Here is a 15,772-nt window from a genome sequence, read left to right on the forward strand (position 1 = left end):
GTCGTAGGCCATCCCGGCCTCGAAAGAGAATCCGGCGGCATCGGGAGCATCGGCGCTTCATCGGTCACGGCGCTGTGGATCGGCAGCTTGTATCTCAAGTCCTGGCTCCTGTCGCCTTCTGGTGTGATCGTGGCGCCGCTCGGCGACGGCGTCACCCTACGAGATACCTACGAACGGGACGCGGTGGTATGGACACGGAGTTGATGAAATGCCCCGGTACTTATTCGGGAGCCGTGCCACCTGCGTCGGAGGGAAGGTCCAAGGGTGCAGCCGTAGCTGGAGCGGACCTTGGCACGCACCGGGCCACCAGAGCCACCGACCGGAACCGTGACTCCCCCATGCCACCCCAAAAGTCACCGCCCGGGACCATCACGAAAGTCGTTCACCTGGTCGGCCCCGCCGGATCAACCGCGGCCGCTCGTGGCGCCACACGCCCCGGAGACCCACCTCGCGCCGATCGATCCGACGCGCGGCGCATCCAGGTAGACCTGCCGGCCCGCCGTACGAAGAATCGCCGTTCCCGAATGCCGATACATCGAGTCGGCCGTTGCGTGGACGTGGACACTGAAGCCGCACACGTGAAAGTCGGACAGAAGGGATGTGGTGCTGGAGCCGGGCACCGAAATGCGAAACGCTCCGGGCTTGGCGCACCGGAGCGGTTGTTGCAGACGTAGTCCCGACCGGATTCGAACCGGCGCTACCGCCTTGAGAGGGCGGCGTCCTGGGCCACTAGACGACGGGACCTTGACGAGCTTGTGACAAGTGGTAGTCCCGACCGGATTCGAACCGGCGCTACCGCCTTGAGAGGGCGGCGTCCTGGGCCACTAGACGACGGGACCCTGTCCACAAGCTGATGTGCCGGGCTTCCCCGGCGACGCAGGTAACTCTACCGCACCCGCAAGACCACTCCAAACCGCTTATCCGCCCGCGAGATCGGGCCTGTGGCGTCCTACCCCCGCCCCACCACGCCGTGTTTCCACGCCGAATCGAAGGCTTGAGCAGTATCGCCACTCCCTGCCGTCCGGCGGCGACATCCGCCGAACCGTGGTCGGCGCCAAGGGGTTCGAATCGGGCCGTTGGAGCGGCGCCAGACGCTCGCCCTGCGCGCATTCGCACAGGCCGCACTTCTGACCGGCAAGCGACTCGCCCGGGCCCGCCCAGAGCAGCGACGCCACCGGCGCCGCCGCCCCGGGGCGGCCGGAACACCCTGGTCGCGCTACTCCCACAACAGGGATCCTGGCGACGTCGGGCCTGACAACCCAGGCCAGGCGACGTCTGGCCTGGGTAACCTGTGCGGGCGGTCACCTGACCGGCCGCTGCGTGGTCAGCAGCAACGCATGTCCGCCACGGCCTGACTGAAGTCACCGGCCGCGAACGCCTTCGCCGAAATCGTGAAGTACATCGTCCCGGCGTCACCCCAGCCCCACCCGAGATCCGCGTCCTCTGCCAGCTGGAGCAGGTGGATCGCGGGGCCGTCGGCGTCGCGGCGGGTCACCTGAGACGCGTACGAGGTGTCGGGCCAGCCGAAGGCGCAATGGCTGCCGGCGGTGTTCCCGTCAAGTCCGTCCATCTTTTCGAGGATGAGCGCCGACGCGCCCCAGTACGCGTCCTCGTCGAACTCGACGTCGCCATCCTCCACGTCCCAGGGATCGGGGAGCATGAGCGTCGCGACGGCGTGTACGGGTGTGGCCGGACAGCTCCTCGCCGGCTCAGGCGCGGCCGTCTCCACCGCCCGTGCGGGATCGGCGGGAATCACCCGCCACGCCTCAGGCGCGTAGACATCAAGCATCCGGTACTCCTCGTACGGCACGTCCGGATCGAGAGAGAAGAAGTTGAGCAAACCCGGCCGAGTGGGCAAATCCTCTCCGAGCCAGGGGGCCAAGGCATCGGTGTCGAGTACGGCGTACAGGGACAACGGGACGCCGCCCAGCTCCGGCCATGGGTTGCCCGGTTCGAGCAGCGCGGGGCCGCCGAGCCGGCAATGACCGGTGGCCTGGGCGTCATCCATCGCGCGCTCCAACCGGAAACCCCGGCGAGCCATGGCCGCGTACTGCCGACCGGCCTTGTCACCAAGCCGTTCGACGCATGCTCGCAGCATGCCGGCAGGGTCGTTGAATTCCACGCCGAGATCTTCCCAACCGCCACCGACAGTTATTACTGCGAGCCCGGTGGCGAGGCGGAGTCAGGAGGCGAGGAGGCCGCGGCGATAGGCCTCGGCCACGGCGGAGGCGCGGTCGCGGACGTCGAGTTTCGCGTAGATGTGCAGCAGGTGTGTCTTGACACTGGCCTCGCTGATGAACAGGTCGGCCGCCGCTTTCTTGTTGGTCGCTCCCCCGGCCACCAGCCGCAGCACCTCCAACTCGCGCGGGCTCAGCCGCCCGCGGCCGGGCCTGCGCAGGTCGCCGGCCAGCCGCCCGGCCACGGCGGGGGCGAGCACGGTCTCGCCCCGGTGCGTGGCGCGTACGGCACGGACCAGTTCCTCCGGCGGGGCGTCCTTGAGCAGGTAGCCGCTGGCCCCGGCCTCCAGCGCGGGCAGCACGTCGGTGTCGAACGTGGTGAGCACCAGCACGCGCGGCCCGGTGCCGCTGAGCAGGCGGATGGCGGTGACGCCGTCCATGCCGGGCATGCGCAGGTCCATGAGGACGATGTCGGGGCGCAGCTCGGCGGCCAGGCGTACGGCCTGCTCGCCGTCGGCCGCCTCACCGACGATCTCGAAGTCGGCCTCATCGCCCAGCGCGGCGCGCAGGCCGTCGCGCACGATCGGATGATCGTCGGCTATCAGCAGCCTCAACGCCATCGGCCCTCCCCGCGAACGTCCTTCACCGTCTCATCGTGCCCCGGCAAGCGGGCTGACGGAAACGGCCCCGCCTGCCGCCCCATGCCGGCGCGGCTGAGCGGAGCGAACGAACAGACCGGCCTCAACATCGCCGATCACAGGCCCGCCTCCACCCTGGAACGACCGGCCGGTAGCGCCGATCGCGGCGTTCCGCGCCCTGGTGGACCCCATCCCACGGTGCGGCCGACCAGGCGGGGTGGCGGCGGTACGGGGTCAGGGGGTCTCGCTGGTCGGGATGATCGGGACGGTGGCGGCTACGGCGGTGCCTTCGTCCCGTGCCGATTCGATCTCCAACGTGCCGCCTACTGAGCGGACGCGTTGGCGCATGCTGTCGAGGCCGAAGCCGTCAGAGGGCGTCTGCGGGGCGAAACCGGTGCCGTCGTCGCGGATGTCGAGGAGGACCAGATCGTCCGTGTACGACAGGGTGAGGCCCGTCCTGGTGGCCGCTGCGTGCTTGGCGACGTTGGCCAGGGCCTCCTGCGCGACCCGGAACAACGCGGCCTCCACATCCTGGGACAGGGCCGCGGGGGTGCCGGTGACCTCCAGCCGCAGTTCGACGCCTGCCGCGTCGGCCCACGAGCGGGCCATGTCGCCGATGGCCTCGGGCAGGCGTGCGTCCTCCAGCGGCTCGGGACGCAGGGCGCGTACGGAGCGGCGGACTTCCGACAGGCCGCGGCGGGCCAGTTCGCCGGCGCGGTCGAGGTGGCGGCGGCCGGCGGCGCCGTGGCCGGCGCGGCCGGCGGCGTCGATCTGGCCGATCAGGGCGACGAGGTCCTGGGCGACCGTGTCGTGGATCTCGCCGGCCATCCGGTTCCGCTCGTCGAGCACGCCCGCCCGCCTGGCCTGGTCGAGCAGCCGGGCGTTCAGGGTGGCGTTCTCGTCGAGGGCGGCCCGCAGGCGTTCGACCAGGCGGCGGCGCCGGTCGTGCTCGCCGGACACGTACCAGCCGGCCAGGACCAGTGGCAGGGCCACTCCGGCGAGCACGGCGGGCAACGTGGCCCGCGCGCCGGGGCCGGCCTGTGCGGCGACGTTCACCATGGCGGTCAGGGTCACCCCGGCCATGGTCAGCCGGGCGGGGAGCAGGGCGATCGCCAGCGGGTAGCCGATCGAGGCGAACACGACGAAGGCGGCGCTCTGCACGACCATCGCCCCGGCGAGGGCGATGAGGACGACGTAGTGGCCGACGACGAGCACCCGGCGGGTGTCGCGGCGGGCGTGCAGCCAGGGGATGGGGGCGAGCCACAGCGCGGCGACCACGGCCGACACAGGCCACGGCGGCAGGGCGAGCCAAGGCACACCTGGCAACGGCAGACCGGCCCGTGGCGCCGCACGCGCCGGGGCGCCTCCGTCCGGGTCCGCGCCGCCCCCGAGCCCGAACACGTCCCAGGAGAAATCGCCCGAGAGCGCGGCCACGACCGTGGAGATCGCGAGCAGTGCGTAGGCGAGCGCCGTGTAGATCCAGCGCTCGGGACGGTCCAGCCGGCTCATGACACCAAGCCTGGCACGGCATCCCCCGATCGGTGGATGCCCGGCCTCCACCGCACGGAGAACCGGCCGGGCGATGTGCGCCAGGGCCGCACTCCGCGACCATCGAGGCATGAACACACCGACCCGCAGATCCGCCCTCCAGTTCGCCGCCGCCACGGGCGCCGGCGCCGTCACAGCCGCCGTCGCCGGCTCCCGGAAACCCAGGCGGAAGGAGGTCACCACGTTCGTCTTCGTGAGCGGCTCGAACGGCGTGGCCTCGGTCGACCCCGAGCTGACCATGCGCGGCCACCGGACGGTGGGCGTGACGCTGCCGGGCCATGGCCCCGAGGAGCAGTTCCACGTCGCCTACCAGGCGCCGCAGGACCTGGAGACGCTGGCGAAGCTGCCCTCGCCGGTGGCCGCCGTGACGCTGGACGACTACGTCGAGGCCACGGTGAACGTGGTGCGCCGCGTCGCCGAGTACGGCCCGGTGATCCTCGTGGGCGGCAGCCTCGGCGGCGCCACGATCACGAAGACGGCCGACGAGGTGCCCGACCTGATCGACCGGCTGGTCTACTCCAGCGCGATCTGCTGCACGAACCTGCCCACGCCCAACGACTACGTCAACACCCCGGAGGGCCGCGAGAGCCTGACGCCGATCCTGCTGGACGGCATCGTCGGCGATCCCAGGGTGATCAAGGCGATCCGGATCAACTGGCGGACGGGCAACCGCAAGTTCCTCGACGCGGCGAAGAAGACGTTCATGGAGGACGCCACCGACGGCGAGTTCCTCGCGATGCTCAACACGCTGCTGCCGGACGAGAGCATGCTGGTGACCGGCGCCGACGCCCGGGGCAGCAAGCAGCGGTGGGGACGGGTGCCGCGCGTCTACATCCGGCACACCAAGGACCGGGCGATCCCCCTGGCGCTGCAGGACCGGATGATCAGGGAGGCGGACGCGGCCACGCCGCGCAACACGTTCGAGGTCTTCTCGGTGGACGCGACCCACGCGCCGACGGCCAAGGCGTACCGGCAGATCACCGAAATCCTGCACCGGCTGGCGAAATGAAAAAACGGACGTCTCCGTGGAGACATCCGTTCACTGCTGGGGTACCAGGACTCGAACCTAGACTAACTGAACCAGAATCAGTCGTGCTGCCAATTACACCATACCCCACCGCTGCGAGCCCCTTTGCAGAGCGCGCTTGGCGACGTCCGAAAGAATAGCCCAGCTCGGGGGCTAAGACCAAAACGATTCCCGAACCGGCGCTCCACCGCCCCCGGCGGGTGCCCGTCCGTGCCAAGCTGAAGGGGACAAAACACCACGTGGAGGAGCCCCAGCGTTGGCAGAGAACCCCTTCTTCGCCCCCAGTGATCTCCCTTACCAGCTGCCCCCGTTCGGAGACGTCCGCGAGGAGCACTACCTGCCCGCGTTCGAGAGCGGCATGGCAGAGCAGCTGGCGGAGGTCGACGCGATCGCGAACAACCCCGAGCCGCCGACGTTCGAGAACACGATCGCGGCGCTGGAACGGTCGGGGCGCATCCTCGACCGTACGGCCACGGTGTTCTTCAGCGTGGCCGCGTCCAATTCGAGCGACGGCATCATGGCGATCGAGAAGGAGGTCTCGCCGCAGCTCACCCGGCACAGCGACGCGATCCGGCTCAACCGGGCGCTGTGGGCGCGCATCAAGCAGGTCACCACGGACGTTCCTGAGGAGTCCTGGCTGCTGGAGAAGTACCGCGACGACTTCATCCGGGCGGGGGCCGACCTGTCGGAGCCCGACCAGGCGCGGCTGCGGGAGCTCAACGAGGAGCTGTCGAAGCTGTCCACGGAGTTCGCGCAGAGCCTGCTGAAGGCCTCCACCGAGTCGGCACTGGTGGTGACCGACCCGAAGGAGCTCGACGGTTTCGACGAGGCGAAGATCGAGTCGCTGCGCAAGGACGACGGCACGTACGTCCTGCCGCTGCTCAACTTCACCAACCAGCCCGGCCTGGCCCAGCTCACCGACCGCGACGTACGGCGCCGGCTCTACGAGCTGAGCGTCGGCCGGGCGCCGGGCAACTTCGCGATCGCGGCCACGATGGCGGCGCTGCGGGCGCAGCGGGCGGCGCTGCTCGGCTTCCCCAACCACGCCGCCTACTCGGTGACCGACCAGACCGCCAAGACCGTCGAGGCGGTGGAGCAGATGCTCGGCCAGCTCGTCGGCCCGGCCGTGCGCAACGCGCGCAAGGAGGCCGAGGAGCTGGCGGAGCAGGCCGGGTTCGCCATCGAGCCGTGGGACTGGTCGTACTACTCGGAGAAGGTCCGCCAGGCCCGTTACGACTTCGACGGCGCGGCGATGCGGCCGTACTTCGAGCTGAACCGGGTCTACCGCGACGGCGTGTTCTTCGCGGCCACCAAGCTGTACGGGATCACCTTCACCGAGCGGCCGGACCTGAGCGGCTACCACCCCGACGTGACCGTGTTCGAGGTGTTCGAGGAGGACGGCGGCCGGCTCGGGCTGTTCGTGCTCGACCCGTACGCCAGGGAGAACAAGCGCGGCGGCGCGTGGATGAACAACCTCGTCGACCAGTCGTTCCTGTTCGGGCTCAGGCCGGTGGTCATGAACAACCTCAACGTCACCAAGCCGGCCTCGGGGCCGACGCTGCTGACGTACGACGAGGTGAACACGGCCTTCCACGAGTTCGGGCACGCGCTGCACGGGTTGTTCTCGCAGGTGCGTTACCCGCGGGTGTCCGGCACCAGCGTGCCGCGCGACTTCGTCGAGTACCCGTCGCAGGTCAACGAGATGTGGGCGACCTGGCCCGAGGTGCTGGCCAACTACGCCAAGCACTACGAGACGGGCGAGCCGATGCCGGCCGAGCTGGTGGAGAAGCTGAAGGCGGCCGAGAAGTTCAACCAGGGGTTCCAGACGGTCGAATACCTGGCCGCCACGCTGCTCGACTGGGCCTGGCACAAGCTGGAGCCCGGTGAGACGGTGGCCGACCCGGAGGCGTTCGAGGCGATCGCCCTGGAGGCCGCGCAGATCGCCTTCCCGCTGGTCAGGCCGCGTTACCGGACCAACTACTTCGCCCACATCTTCGCGGGCGGCTACAGCGCGGGCTACTACTCCTACATCTGGAGCGAGGTGCTCGACGCGGAGAGCGTGGAGTGGTTCAAGGAGAACGGCGGCCTCACCCGGGCCAACGGCGACCACTTCCGCCGCGAGCTGCTCTCGCTCGGCGGCAGCCTCGACCCGCTGACCGCGTTCCGCAACTTCCGCGGGCGCGAGCCCAGCATCCGGCCGCTGCTGTCCCGCCGCGGCCTCGACTGAGCGTTCACCGGAACGCGCCGGCGTGTTCGGCGGCCCACTGCGCGAACGTGCGCGGTGGCCGCCTCCGCCCCCGGGGCGTCGGCGGGTACGCGGCGTCGGCGGCCCGCACGACGCCAGGAATCATCGCGGCACGCCCAGCTCCTCGATGCGCTGCCGCAGCCACTCCTTCTCCGCCTGACTGGACGCGCGGGCGACGATCAGCATGCCTCTCCGGTACGGGTCGGGCTCGTCCTTCGCCCTGACCGGCCTGCCGCCCTCGGAGAAGAAGCTCGCCGGCGCCTCCAGGAAGGCCAGCCGGCGGCGCAGGACGTTCGCCTGGTCGGCGGGGTCGGGCAGCGCCGACAGGAACGCCAGCAGGGCGAAGAACCTGGTCTGGTCGCTGATGTCGAGGTCGGCGGGCTCGCGCAGCCGTCGCAGCAGCTCCTGCCTGCCCGCCTCGGTGATCGTCAGCACCTGCCTGCGGGCCGCCGCCGCGCCGGCCTCCTCGTGCCGTTCGAGCAGGCCTTTCGCCTCCAGCCGGGCGATGGCCGGGTAGAGCGCGCCGTCGCTGACCGGGCGCAGGTGGCCGGTCAGCGCGGCCAGGTGCGCCTTGAGCTCGTAGCCGTGCATGGGGCGCTCGTTGAGGAACCCCAGGATGGTCAGGCTCAGATCACCGCCGCTTGCCATGGGCGCATCGTAACGCTATACCTCTAAACGATGTATATCGAAGCGAGGTAGCGATGTTCCGGCTGGCCCTGCCCGTCTACGTGGAACTGCTCACCGCCGTGGTCGCGGTCGGCCTGATCGACCTGCTCTGGGTGTCCTCGCTGGGCGAGGCGGCCATCGCGGCGGTCACCGTGGGCACGACGGTCGAGCATGTCGCGTACGGGGTGTTCCTGGCCGTGCCGACCGGCGTGACCGTGCTGGTCGCCCGGCGCGACGGGCGCGCGCCACTGGCCCCCGTGATCAGGGCGGGGTGGCTGCTGTGGGCGGCCCTCTCCCTCGCCATCGTGGTGCCGGGGGTGCTGCTGCGCGAGCCCCTGGCCGCGCTGTTCATCGACGAACCGGCGCTGACGGCCGGCTTCCTGCTGATCTCGCTCGCCGGGCTGCCGGTGTTCTTCGCGCAGACGGTCGTGGACGGGATCCTGAAGGGCCTCGGTGACACCAGGCGGCCCATGCGGCACGCGCTGATCTGCAACGCGCTGGTGATCGGCCTGGACCCGCTGTTCATCCACGGCCTGGGCATGGGCGTGCGGGGGGCCGCGCTGGCCACGGTGATCGCGCGGGTCGTCACGTTGGCGGTCGCGCTCGGATCCGTCGTACGCCTCCACTCCCCCGGCGGCGGGCTGACGGTGTGGGAGGTGATCCGGACAGGGCTTCCCATGTCCGGAGATTTCCTGGCTCGCGACCTGGTGGGGATGGCGCAGGTGGCCATCCTGGCGGGGTTCGGCACGGCGGCCGTGGCCGGCTACGGCATCGGGCAGAAGATCATGCTGGCCGGCGTCATGGTGTTCTACGCGCTGCGGCAGGCCGCGATGATCAGCACCGCCCGCTCCGCGTCCGCCGGGTCGCCGCTGCTGCTCGGGCTCGCCTCGGGAGCGGTGGTCGCGGCCGTGCTCAACGCGGTGGCCGCGCCGGTCGCCGGATGGTTCACCGGCGATCCGGCGGTGTTCCACCCGGCCGTCGACTTCCTGCGGTGGATGACGCTCTACCTGGTGCCGTTCGGCGGGCTGATCACCGTCGGCGGGGTGCTCCAGGCGAGCGGGAGGGGCGGCCGCCTGCTCGCCGCCACGCTGGCGGGCTTCGCGGTGCAGCTGCCCCTCGCGTACGGGCTGAGCGCCTGGCTCGGCGTCACCGGCGTGTGGCTGGCGATGGCCGCCGGAGCCGCGATCAGCCTCGCAGGCGCGTCAGCGCCGCGCGGATGCGGTCCTGGGAACGCTCGCGGCCCAGCACCTCGATCGACTCGAACAGCGGCAGGCCGACCGTCCGGCCGGTGACCGCGACCCGGACGGGGGCCTGGGCCTTGCCCAGCTTGAGCCCGTGGGCCGCGCCGACCTCCTCCAGAGCCTGCTTGAGCGACTCGGGATCCCAGCTCACGCTCTCCAGCCGCTGCAGGTAGCCGGTGAGGATCTCCTCGGGGACGTTCTTCATCGCCTTGTCCCACGACGCCTGGTCGAAGACCGGCTCGTCGAGGAAGAGGAAGTCGACGTTCTGCCGGATCTCCGACAACACGGAGATGCGGGTCTGGGCCAGACTCGCGACCTTGCTGAACCGCTCGCGGTCCCACATCGGGTCGAGGTAGGGCGCGCAGCGCTCCTCGAACGTCTCCAGCGGCAGCGCCCGGATGTACTCGCCGTTGAACGCGCGCAGCTTCTTCTCGTCGAAGAACGCGCCGGCGGAGTTGACGTCTTCGAGGCGGAACAGCGGGACCATCTCCGACCACGGCATGATCTCGCGATCGCCGCCGGGGCCCCAGCCGAGCAGCATCAGGTAGTTGACCATCGCCTCGGCGAGGTAGCCCTCCTCGCGGTAGCTCTCCAGGGCCACCTTGTCGCGGCGCTTGGACAGCTTCTTGCGCTGCTCGTTGACGATCACCGGCAGGTGCGCCCAGACCGGCGGCGTCGCGCCGAGTGCCGGCCAGAGCAACATCTGCTTGGCGGCGTTGCCGAGGTGCTCCTCGCCGCGTACGACGTGGGTGATGTTCTGGGTGATGTCGTCGACCGCGTTGGCCAGCACGTAGAGCGGCGAGCCGTCGGTGCGGGCGATGACGAAGTCCTCCTGGGCCTCGTTGGGGAACTCGACGTCGCCCCTGATGAGGTCGTGCACGATCGTCACGCCGTCGTCGGGCGTGCGGAAGCGCACGGCGCCCTCGGTCAGGCCGCGCTCGCGGCAGAAGCCGTCGTAGCCGCGGTGCTCGGAGCCGGTGCGGGCGACCAGCGCCTCGCGGGTGCAGTCGCAGTAGTAGGCCCGGCCGTCGGCCAGCAGCTTGGCCACGGCCTCGCGGTGCTGCGGCTCGTACGCCGACTGGAAGTAGGGGCCCTCGAAGGTCGGGTTGGTGCCGTTGATGCCGATCCAGTCGAGGGCGGAGATGATGCCCTCGGTCCACTCCGGACGGTTCCTCGACGCGTCGGTGTCTTCGATGCGCAGCACGAAACGGCCGCCGGACTGCTCGGCCAGCGCCCAGTTGAACAGCGCCGTGCGGGCGCCGCCCACGTGAAACATGCCGGTTGGTGACGGGGCGAACCGCACCCGTACTTCAGTCACGGGAGACCACCTTGTTCGTGAGTGTGCCGATGCCTTCGATGCCGACGCTGACCTCGTCGCCGATCTCGACCGGGCCGACGCCGGCCGGGGTGCCGGTCAGGATGACGTCGCCCGGGATCAGCGTCATGACCGCGCTGACGTACGCCACCAGCGCCGGGATGTCGTGGATGAGCTGGCTCGTGCGCCCGCTCTGCCGGATCTCGCCGTTGACCGTGGTCGTCAGCGCCAGGTCGCTCGCGTCGAGATCGGTCTGGATCCACGGGCCCAGCGGGCAGAACGTGTCGAACCCCTTGGCCCGGGTGAACTGCACGTCCTTCTTCTGCAGGTCGCGGGCGGTGACGTCGTTGGCGCAGGTGTAGCCGAAGATGACGTCCTTGACGCGCTCGACCGGGACCTCACGGCAGAGCCGGCCGATCACCACGGCCAGCTCGCCCTCGAAGTCGACCCGGTCGGACAGCGACGTGGGGTAGGCGATGTTCTCGCCGTGGCCGATCACGGTGGTGGACGGCTTGATGAAGATCAGCGGCTCCTCGGGCACCTCGTTGCCCAGCTCGGCCGCGTGCTCGGCGTAGTTTCTGCCGATGGCGACCACCTTGCTCGGCAACATCGGGGCCAGCAGCTTCACCTGGGACAGCGCGAACCGCTCGCCGGTGAACTGCACCTGACTGAACGGGTGACCGGCGATCGTGGAGATGAACTCCTCGCCGGGACCGCCCTCGACCACGCCGAACGCGACGGCACCTTCGCCTGTGGAGAACCTCGCTATACGCACCCGACAAGGCTATCGCCGCCTCCGGAGGGGTCGGCCCATCCGCGGCGCGCCTGCCCGGAACGAGTCAGCAACTGTCCATTATTAACCCCAAAGTCCGTTTTGGTGAGCTTCACTGGTGCAGCTGGGGTTATTTCCCCTTATTAGGGACGACATCCAGGGGGTGACGGATCGTGTCGGACACGATGTCTAACCGGCCCGGCGGAACCGGCGCGACGGGAACCGTGCCGCGGGCCAGGACGCAGGAGGGCGCCGGCATGGCGACCTCACTGGTGACCGAGAGGGGCACCACCAGCATCGACGACGGTGTCGTCGCCAAGATCGCCGGCCTCGCCGCCCGCGAGGTGTCCGGCGTGTACGCCATGGGCGCGGGCGCGGCGCGAGCGCTCGGCAGCATGCGCGGCATGGTCGGCGGCTCCAGCGTCGCCCAGGGCGTGACCGTCGAGGTGGGCGAGCGGCAGGCGGCCGTGGACCTCGACCTCGTCGCCGAGTACGGCACCGCGATCCCCGACCTGGCGGCGGCGGTGCGCAAGAACGTCATTTCGGCCGTCGAGCGCATGTGCGGGCTGGAGGTGACCGAGGTCAACATCCGGGTGGACGACGTCCACCTGCCTGAGCAGGACCGGGGACGCGAGGCTCAGAGCGAGCCCGAGCAGGAGCCCCGGGTCCAATGACCGAGTCCCCGGCATCCTCCGAGACCGCCGTCTCCAGGAATGCCGCCTCAGAGGCGACCGGAGCCGCCGCCCCTGGGGATGCCGGGCAGGCTCGGGCGATCGCCGAGCGGGCGCGGGCCTGCTCCGGGGTGGTCAAGCTGTCCGGCGGCCCCTTCGGGACGGTGGCGACGTACCTGCCCGGCGAGCGGCTGACCGGAGTCTCGGCGGACGAGCGCGAGGTGAAGATCGCCATCGTCGCCACGCTCGCCCGCCCGCTGCCGGAGACCGCCGAGGAGGTACGGCGGGCGGTGGCGGACCTGGCCGGGAACCGCCCGGTGCACGTGCGCATCGACGACATCATCGACGACACCGTGGAGGGATCATGAGCAACGTCCAGTGGATGCCGGTGATCGGCATGGCCGCCGGCATCGCCCTGGGGTTCGCGGGCGCGTTCGGCGGGCTCGGTGCGTTCCTGCTGGTGCTGGTGCTGGGCGCGGTCGGCTTCCTGATCGGGCGGATCGTGGAGACCGGGGAGATCAACGTGTCCGGCCTGTCCGTGAGGCGGAAATGACCGCCGTCACCCCTGGCCGCGTGACGGTTCCCGCGCAGCGGCCCGCCCCCCTGCCCGCGCCCGAACGCCGCGGGCGAACGGAGATCGCCGACCGGGCGGTCGCCAAGATCGCGTGCTGCGCCGCCAAGGAGGTGCCCGAGGTGCGCGACGTGCGCGTCGGAGGGTCGCCGTGGACGCGGCCGTCCACCGCGCGGGTCCGCGACGACCGGGCCACGCTGCGGCTGAACGTGAGCATGGCCTACCCCATTCCGCTGCACGCCGCGGTGACGCGGCTCAGGGATCACGTGATCCGCCGCGTCGAGCTCCAGACCGGCCTGGAGGTACGCCGTCTCGACATCGTCGTGACCGAACTCGGCGGCGACCTGGCGTGGGGCGGCTGACGGAAGGAACCTGACCGATGACCACGCACGGCTCTCCCCCCGATGGACCGGAAGACCGCAGACCTGCCCGCGATCGTACGACCGCGGACCATGAGGCGGACACCGAGCCGCAGGTCTGCGCCCTTCCGGACGAGGAGACGACTCCGGCTGGAAAAGCGGCCGGGGAGACGGCTCCGGTTGGACGAGCAGCCCGGGAGACGGCTCCGGCGACGGAAGCGGGCGACGGCGCGGCCCGGGAGACGGTCCGCGACGGTGAGATGCCGTCCGGTGCGCTTCGCGGCGGGGAGGTGCCGTCCGGGGCGCACAGCGCGGCGCTCGAAACGTTGCACGACAAGGTGGCCGACCGGGCCGCCGTACGGGCGTTCCGGCCGCGCCGCCGGATCCCCGCCGTCATCGTCGCCGTCCTGCTCACCCTGCTGGGCCTGCTGCTGGCCGTCGAGACGCTCTCGGCCCTGTTCGGCCGCCCGCTGCGCCTGGTGCCGTACGACCGGATGCTGGCCTGGGCCTCCTCGACGTCGTGGTCGAACCCGTGGTTCCTGCTCGGCTCAGCCCTGGTGGCCCTGCTGGGGCTCGCGCTGCTGGCCACCGCGCTGGCGCCGGGGAAGCTGAAGATGGTGCCGGTACGCAGCGGCCACCGCGACCTCATCATCGGCGTGCGTCCCAAGAGCGTCGCCCGGGCGCTGGCCCACGCGGCCGAGCAGGTGCCCGGGGTGCGCTCGGCGCGGGCCACCCTGCGGGGCGGCACGTTCACCGTCATACCGACCACGTCGGGCTGGCGCAAGCGCGACGAGTTCCGCAAGGACGTACGTGACGCCGTGCTCGCCAGGCTGGCCGAGCTCGATCCCGCGCACCCGTACCGGGTGGCCGTGCACGTCAAGGAGCGCAAGTGAACAGGAAGCCGGGCCGGGGCAACCGGTGGGGGCTGGCGATCGTCGGGCTGGTCCTCGCGCTGCTGGGCGGGTCCGCGCTGGCCCGTGGAATGGGCGCGTTCCCGCAGAACTGGGCCGCCTCGCGGACGACGATCGTGGACGCCAACGTGGTGGGGTTCTTCGCGCGTACCAGCCCGTGGATCTGGTGGCTGGTGGCACTGGCGGGGCTGATCCTCGCGGTCCTGGGCGTGCGCTGGGTGCTCGCGCAGTGGCACAGGGAGCCGCGCAGGACGTTCGTCCTGGACAACACGCCGACCGGCGTGACGGACGTGTCATCGCGCGCGATGGCGCGCGCGATGGCCGCCGACGTCGCGACCGGCCCCTCCGTGCTGGACGCCGACGCCCGCATGACGGGCTCCCGCCAGGACCCGGAGGTACGGCTGCGCGTGGTCGCCGACGAGTCGGCCTCGCTGCCCGAGCTCAGCCGCCATCTGGTCCGCGTGGCGCTGCCGAACATGCGCGACGCGCTGGACCGGGATCATGTGCCGGCGGTGGCCCGCGTTAGCCTGGAGCCCTCACCTGCACCGCACCGAACTGTTCGCTGACGAGAGGGGTCCTCGCGTGTCCGTCGTGAAGATCAACGTGCTGACCGTGCCCGCCGACATGCGGGAGGAGCTGGAACGACGCTTCTCCAACCGGGCGGGGATGGTCGAGTCCGCCGACGGGTTCGAGTGGTTCGAGCTGCTGCGGCCGCTGGAGGGCACCGACCGCTACCTCGTCTACACGCGCTGGCGCAGCGAGGACGACTTCCAGCAGTGGCAGCAGGGCCAGGCGTTCCAGCGCGGGCACGCCCAGGCCGCTCAGGGCGCCCAGGATCAAGGACCCGCGCAGGGGCACGGTCAGGGCCACGGCCATGGGCAGGGCCCTGCCGCGTCGGGCTCGGAGCTGTGGAGCTTCGAGGTCGTCGAGAGCGCCGCCCCGAAGTCCTGAGTCAGGCGTCGGGCGCGTCGAGGGGGTTGCGGGCGATGCGCTCGGTGATGCCGCCGCGGACGAACCGCCCGGCGATGCTGCCGGGCTTGCGCGTGCCCTGCTCGGAGATGCAGGCGGCGAACTCCTTGGCGATCTCCAGCCGCGGGTGCAGCGCCAGCACCTCGCGGCGCACCTCGGCGGGGATCTCCTCGGTACGGCGGCCGGAGATGTCCATGCCGGTCGACAGTTCGAGCAGGTGACCCTCCGGGTCCTCCGCCAGGGGCACCTCGTCCCACATGTGCCGGATGATGACCTCGCTCGCCCGCACCCGGCGCTCGGCCGACCAGCCGGCCCCGGCGCAGAACGCCCAGGCCACGTGCCCGCCCGCCTCCTCGAACGGCACCGTGTGGCTGTCGAACTCGGGGGCCATCCCGATGTCGTGCAGCATGGCCGACACGTAGAGCAGCTCGGCGTCGAACGCGATGCCGTTGTCCCGGGCGTACGCCGCCGCCCACAGGTAGGCGCGCACGGAGTGGTTGAGCAGCGAGGGCGTGTGGTAGCGGGCGGCCACCTCGTACGCGCCCCGGCAGGCGGGTGTGTCGGGAATCACCAGGTCGTCGAGTTTCACACCCACCAGCATGTCGCAGCCGGTACGCGCAGCGGAATGCGGGGCCGCGCGGCAGACGGACGGCTAACGAATC

The 15,772-nt window shown here is 70.8% G+C and carries 18 protein-coding genes and 3 tRNA genes; 11 read left to right on the plus strand and 10 right to left on the minus strand.

The features are described 5' to 3' along the window. The coding region (locus tag E1286_RS49220) for a hypothetical protein (protein WP_223190027.1) at window positions 1-204 on the plus strand (204 nt) is incomplete at its 5' end. A 467-nt stretch (window positions 205-671) separates the two neighbouring features. Here E1286_RS49220 and E1286_RS16655 read toward each other — a convergent pair. From E1286_RS16655 to E1286_RS16675, 5 genes are all read right to left on the minus strand, one after another. Further along, window positions 672-744, minus strand: a tRNA-Glu gene (locus E1286_RS16655). A 19-nt stretch (window positions 745-763) separates the two neighbouring features. Beyond that, window positions 764-839: transfer RNA gene (locus tag E1286_RS16660), tRNA-Glu, on the minus strand. 485 nt (window positions 840-1,324) lie between these two features. Next, window positions 1,325-2,008, minus strand: a complete 684-nt coding sequence (locus E1286_RS16665) for a DUF1963 domain-containing protein (protein ID WP_223190029.1) — start codon at window positions 2,006-2,008, stop codon at window positions 1,325-1,327. A gap of 174 nt (window positions 2,009-2,182) precedes the next feature. Continuing rightward, complete coding sequence (locus tag E1286_RS16670; RefSeq protein WP_132613473.1) at window positions 2,183-2,797, minus strand: response regulator; 615 nt, start codon at window positions 2,795-2,797, stop codon at window positions 2,183-2,185. 252 nt (window positions 2,798-3,049) lie between these two features. Next, on the minus strand, window positions 3,050-4,324 hold the full coding sequence (locus tag E1286_RS16675) for a sensor histidine kinase (protein ID WP_132613475.1): 1,275 nt from the start codon (window positions 4,322-4,324) through the stop codon (window positions 3,050-3,052). Between the two features lie 109 nt (window positions 4,325-4,433). On the opposite strand from E1286_RS16675, the gene E1286_RS16680 reads away from it, so the two are divergent. Beyond that, a complete protein-coding gene (locus tag E1286_RS16680; RefSeq protein ID WP_132613477.1) occupies window positions 4,434-5,372 on the plus strand; it encodes an alpha/beta fold hydrolase in 939 nt (312 codons plus the stop codon). Window positions 5,373-5,408: 36 nt separating this feature from the next. On the opposite strand, the gene E1286_RS16685 is transcribed toward E1286_RS16680, so the two are convergent. Beyond that, window positions 5,409-5,480: transfer RNA gene (locus E1286_RS16685), tRNA-Gln, on the minus strand. Between the two features lie 166 nt (window positions 5,481-5,646). Here E1286_RS16685 and E1286_RS16690 point away from each other — a divergent pair. After that, window positions 5,647-7,617 carry a M3 family metallopeptidase gene (locus tag E1286_RS16690; protein WP_132613479.1) on the plus strand — a complete coding sequence of 657 codons (1,971 nt, stop codon included), beginning with the start codon at window positions 5,647-5,649 and terminating at the stop codon, window positions 7,615-7,617. A gap of 120 nt (window positions 7,618-7,737) precedes the next feature. Here the strand turns inward: E1286_RS16690 and E1286_RS16695 are convergent, their stop codons facing one another. Beyond that, complete coding sequence (locus E1286_RS16695; protein ID WP_132613481.1) at window positions 7,738-8,283, minus strand: PadR family transcriptional regulator; 546 nt, start codon at window positions 8,281-8,283, stop codon at window positions 7,738-7,740. A gap of 53 nt (window positions 8,284-8,336) precedes the next feature. Between E1286_RS16695 and E1286_RS16700 the strand changes: the two genes are divergently transcribed. Next, the gene (locus E1286_RS16700; RefSeq protein WP_132613483.1) at window positions 8,337-9,593 is read left to right on the plus strand and encodes an MATE family efflux transporter; all 1,257 of its coding nucleotides are present in this window, start codon (window positions 8,337-8,339) and stop codon (window positions 9,591-9,593) included. Here E1286_RS16700 and gltX read toward each other — a convergent pair. Both gltX and E1286_RS16710 read right to left on the minus strand, forming a co-directional pair. Next, entirely contained in the window at window positions 9,487-10,818 is a 1,332-nt protein-coding gene (gltX, locus tag E1286_RS16705) for a glutamate--tRNA ligase (protein ID WP_246074917.1), read from the minus strand. The genes E1286_RS16700 and gltX overlap by 107 nt on opposite strands. A 34-nt stretch (window positions 10,819-10,852) precedes the next feature. Continuing rightward, window positions 10,853-11,632, minus strand: a complete 780-nt coding sequence (locus E1286_RS16710; protein WP_111176907.1) for a fumarylacetoacetate hydrolase family protein — start codon at window positions 11,630-11,632, stop codon at window positions 10,853-10,855. Window positions 11,633-11,814: 182 nt separating this feature from the next. On the opposite strand from E1286_RS16710, the gene E1286_RS16715 reads away from it, so the two are divergent. The 7 genes from E1286_RS16715 (at window position 11,815) to E1286_RS16745 (ending at window position 15,092) form a co-directional block, all read left to right on the plus strand. Continuing rightward, complete coding sequence (locus tag E1286_RS16715; RefSeq protein ID WP_397047554.1) at window positions 11,815-12,303, plus strand: Asp23/Gls24 family envelope stress response protein; 489 nt, start codon at window positions 11,815-11,817, stop codon at window positions 12,301-12,303. After that, complete coding sequence (locus tag E1286_RS16720; RefSeq protein WP_246074911.1) at window positions 12,300-12,668, plus strand: hypothetical protein; 369 nt, start codon at window positions 12,300-12,302, stop codon at window positions 12,666-12,668. The genes E1286_RS16715 and E1286_RS16720 overlap by 4 nt, the downstream gene beginning before the upstream one ends. Next, window positions 12,665-12,853: a hypothetical protein gene (locus E1286_RS16725; RefSeq protein ID WP_132613486.1), complete on the plus strand. Its 189-nt coding sequence runs from the start codon at window positions 12,665-12,667 to the stop codon at window positions 12,851-12,853. The genes E1286_RS16720 and E1286_RS16725 overlap by 4 nt, the downstream gene beginning before the upstream one ends. Window positions 12,854-12,873: 20 nt before the next feature. Next, window positions 12,874-13,233, plus strand: coding sequence for an Asp23/Gls24 family envelope stress response protein (locus E1286_RS16730; RefSeq protein WP_223190031.1), 360 nt, complete (start codon window positions 12,874-12,876; stop codon window positions 13,231-13,233). A gap of 257 nt (window positions 13,234-13,490) precedes the next feature. Continuing rightward, window positions 13,491-14,123, plus strand: a complete 633-nt coding sequence (locus E1286_RS16735) for a DUF6286 domain-containing protein (RefSeq protein WP_132613488.1) — start codon at window positions 13,491-13,493, stop codon at window positions 14,121-14,123. Next, the gene (locus tag E1286_RS16740) at window positions 14,120-14,707 is read left to right on the plus strand and encodes an Asp23/Gls24 family envelope stress response protein (protein WP_132613489.1); all 588 of its coding nucleotides are present in this window, start codon (window positions 14,120-14,122) and stop codon (window positions 14,705-14,707) included. Before E1286_RS16735 ends, E1286_RS16740 begins: the two co-directional genes overlap by 4 nt. A 16-nt stretch (window positions 14,708-14,723) precedes the next feature. Then, window positions 14,724-15,092, plus strand: a complete 369-nt coding sequence (locus E1286_RS16745; RefSeq protein ID WP_187368176.1) for an antibiotic biosynthesis monooxygenase family protein — start codon at window positions 14,724-14,726, stop codon at window positions 15,090-15,092. Between the two features lies 1 nt (window position 15,093). On the opposite strand, the gene E1286_RS16750 is transcribed toward E1286_RS16745, so the two are convergent. Continuing rightward, complete coding sequence (locus E1286_RS16750) at window positions 15,094-15,711, minus strand: HD domain-containing protein (RefSeq protein WP_246074912.1); 618 nt, start codon at window positions 15,709-15,711, stop codon at window positions 15,094-15,096. Window positions 15,712-15,772: the final 61 nt, after the last annotated feature.

The organism is Nonomuraea terrae (assembly GCF_004348995.1).
GTDB classification, from domain to species: domain Bacteria; phylum Actinomycetota; class Actinomycetes; order Streptosporangiales; family Streptosporangiaceae; genus Nonomuraea; species Nonomuraea terrae.

Coding starts and splice junctions, on each gene's coding strand:
- E1286_RS16665 (WP_223190029.1), bottom strand. CDS start 2,008: ATGGATGACGCCCAGGCCACCGGTCATTGCCGGCTCGGCGGCCCCGCG.
- E1286_RS16670 (WP_132613473.1), bottom strand. CDS start 2,797: ATGGCGTTGAGGCTGCTGATAGCCGACGATCATCCGATCGTGCGCGAC.
- E1286_RS16675 (WP_132613475.1), bottom strand. CDS start 4,324: ATGAGCCGGCTGGACCGTCCCGAGCGCTGGATCTACACGGCGCTCGCC.
- E1286_RS16680 (WP_132613477.1), top strand. CDS start 4,434: ATGAACACACCGACCCGCAGATCCGCCCTCCAGTTCGCCGCCGCCACG.
- E1286_RS16695 (WP_132613481.1), bottom strand. CDS start 8,283: ATGGCAAGCGGCGGTGATCTGAGCCTGACCATCCTGGGGTTCCTCAAC.
- E1286_RS16700 (WP_132613483.1), top strand. CDS start 8,337: ATGTTCCGGCTGGCCCTGCCCGTCTACGTGGAACTGCTCACCGCCGTG.
- gltX (WP_246074917.1), bottom strand. CDS start 10,818: ATGTTTCACGTGGGCGGCGCCCGCACGGCGCTGTTCAACTGGGCGCTG.
- E1286_RS16715 (WP_397047554.1), top strand. CDS start 11,815: ATGTCTAACCGGCCCGGCGGAACCGGCGCGACGGGAACCGTGCCGCGG.
- E1286_RS16720 (WP_246074911.1), top strand. CDS start 12,300: ATGACCGAGTCCCCGGCATCCTCCGAGACCGCCGTCTCCAGGAATGCC.
- E1286_RS16725 (WP_132613486.1), top strand. CDS start 12,665: ATGAGCAACGTCCAGTGGATGCCGGTGATCGGCATGGCCGCCGGCATC.
- E1286_RS16735 (WP_132613488.1), top strand. CDS start 13,491: ATGCCGTCCGGTGCGCTTCGCGGCGGGGAGGTGCCGTCCGGGGCGCAC.
- E1286_RS16750 (WP_246074912.1), bottom strand. CDS start 15,711: ATGCTGGTGGGTGTGAAACTCGACGACCTGGTGATTCCCGACACACCC.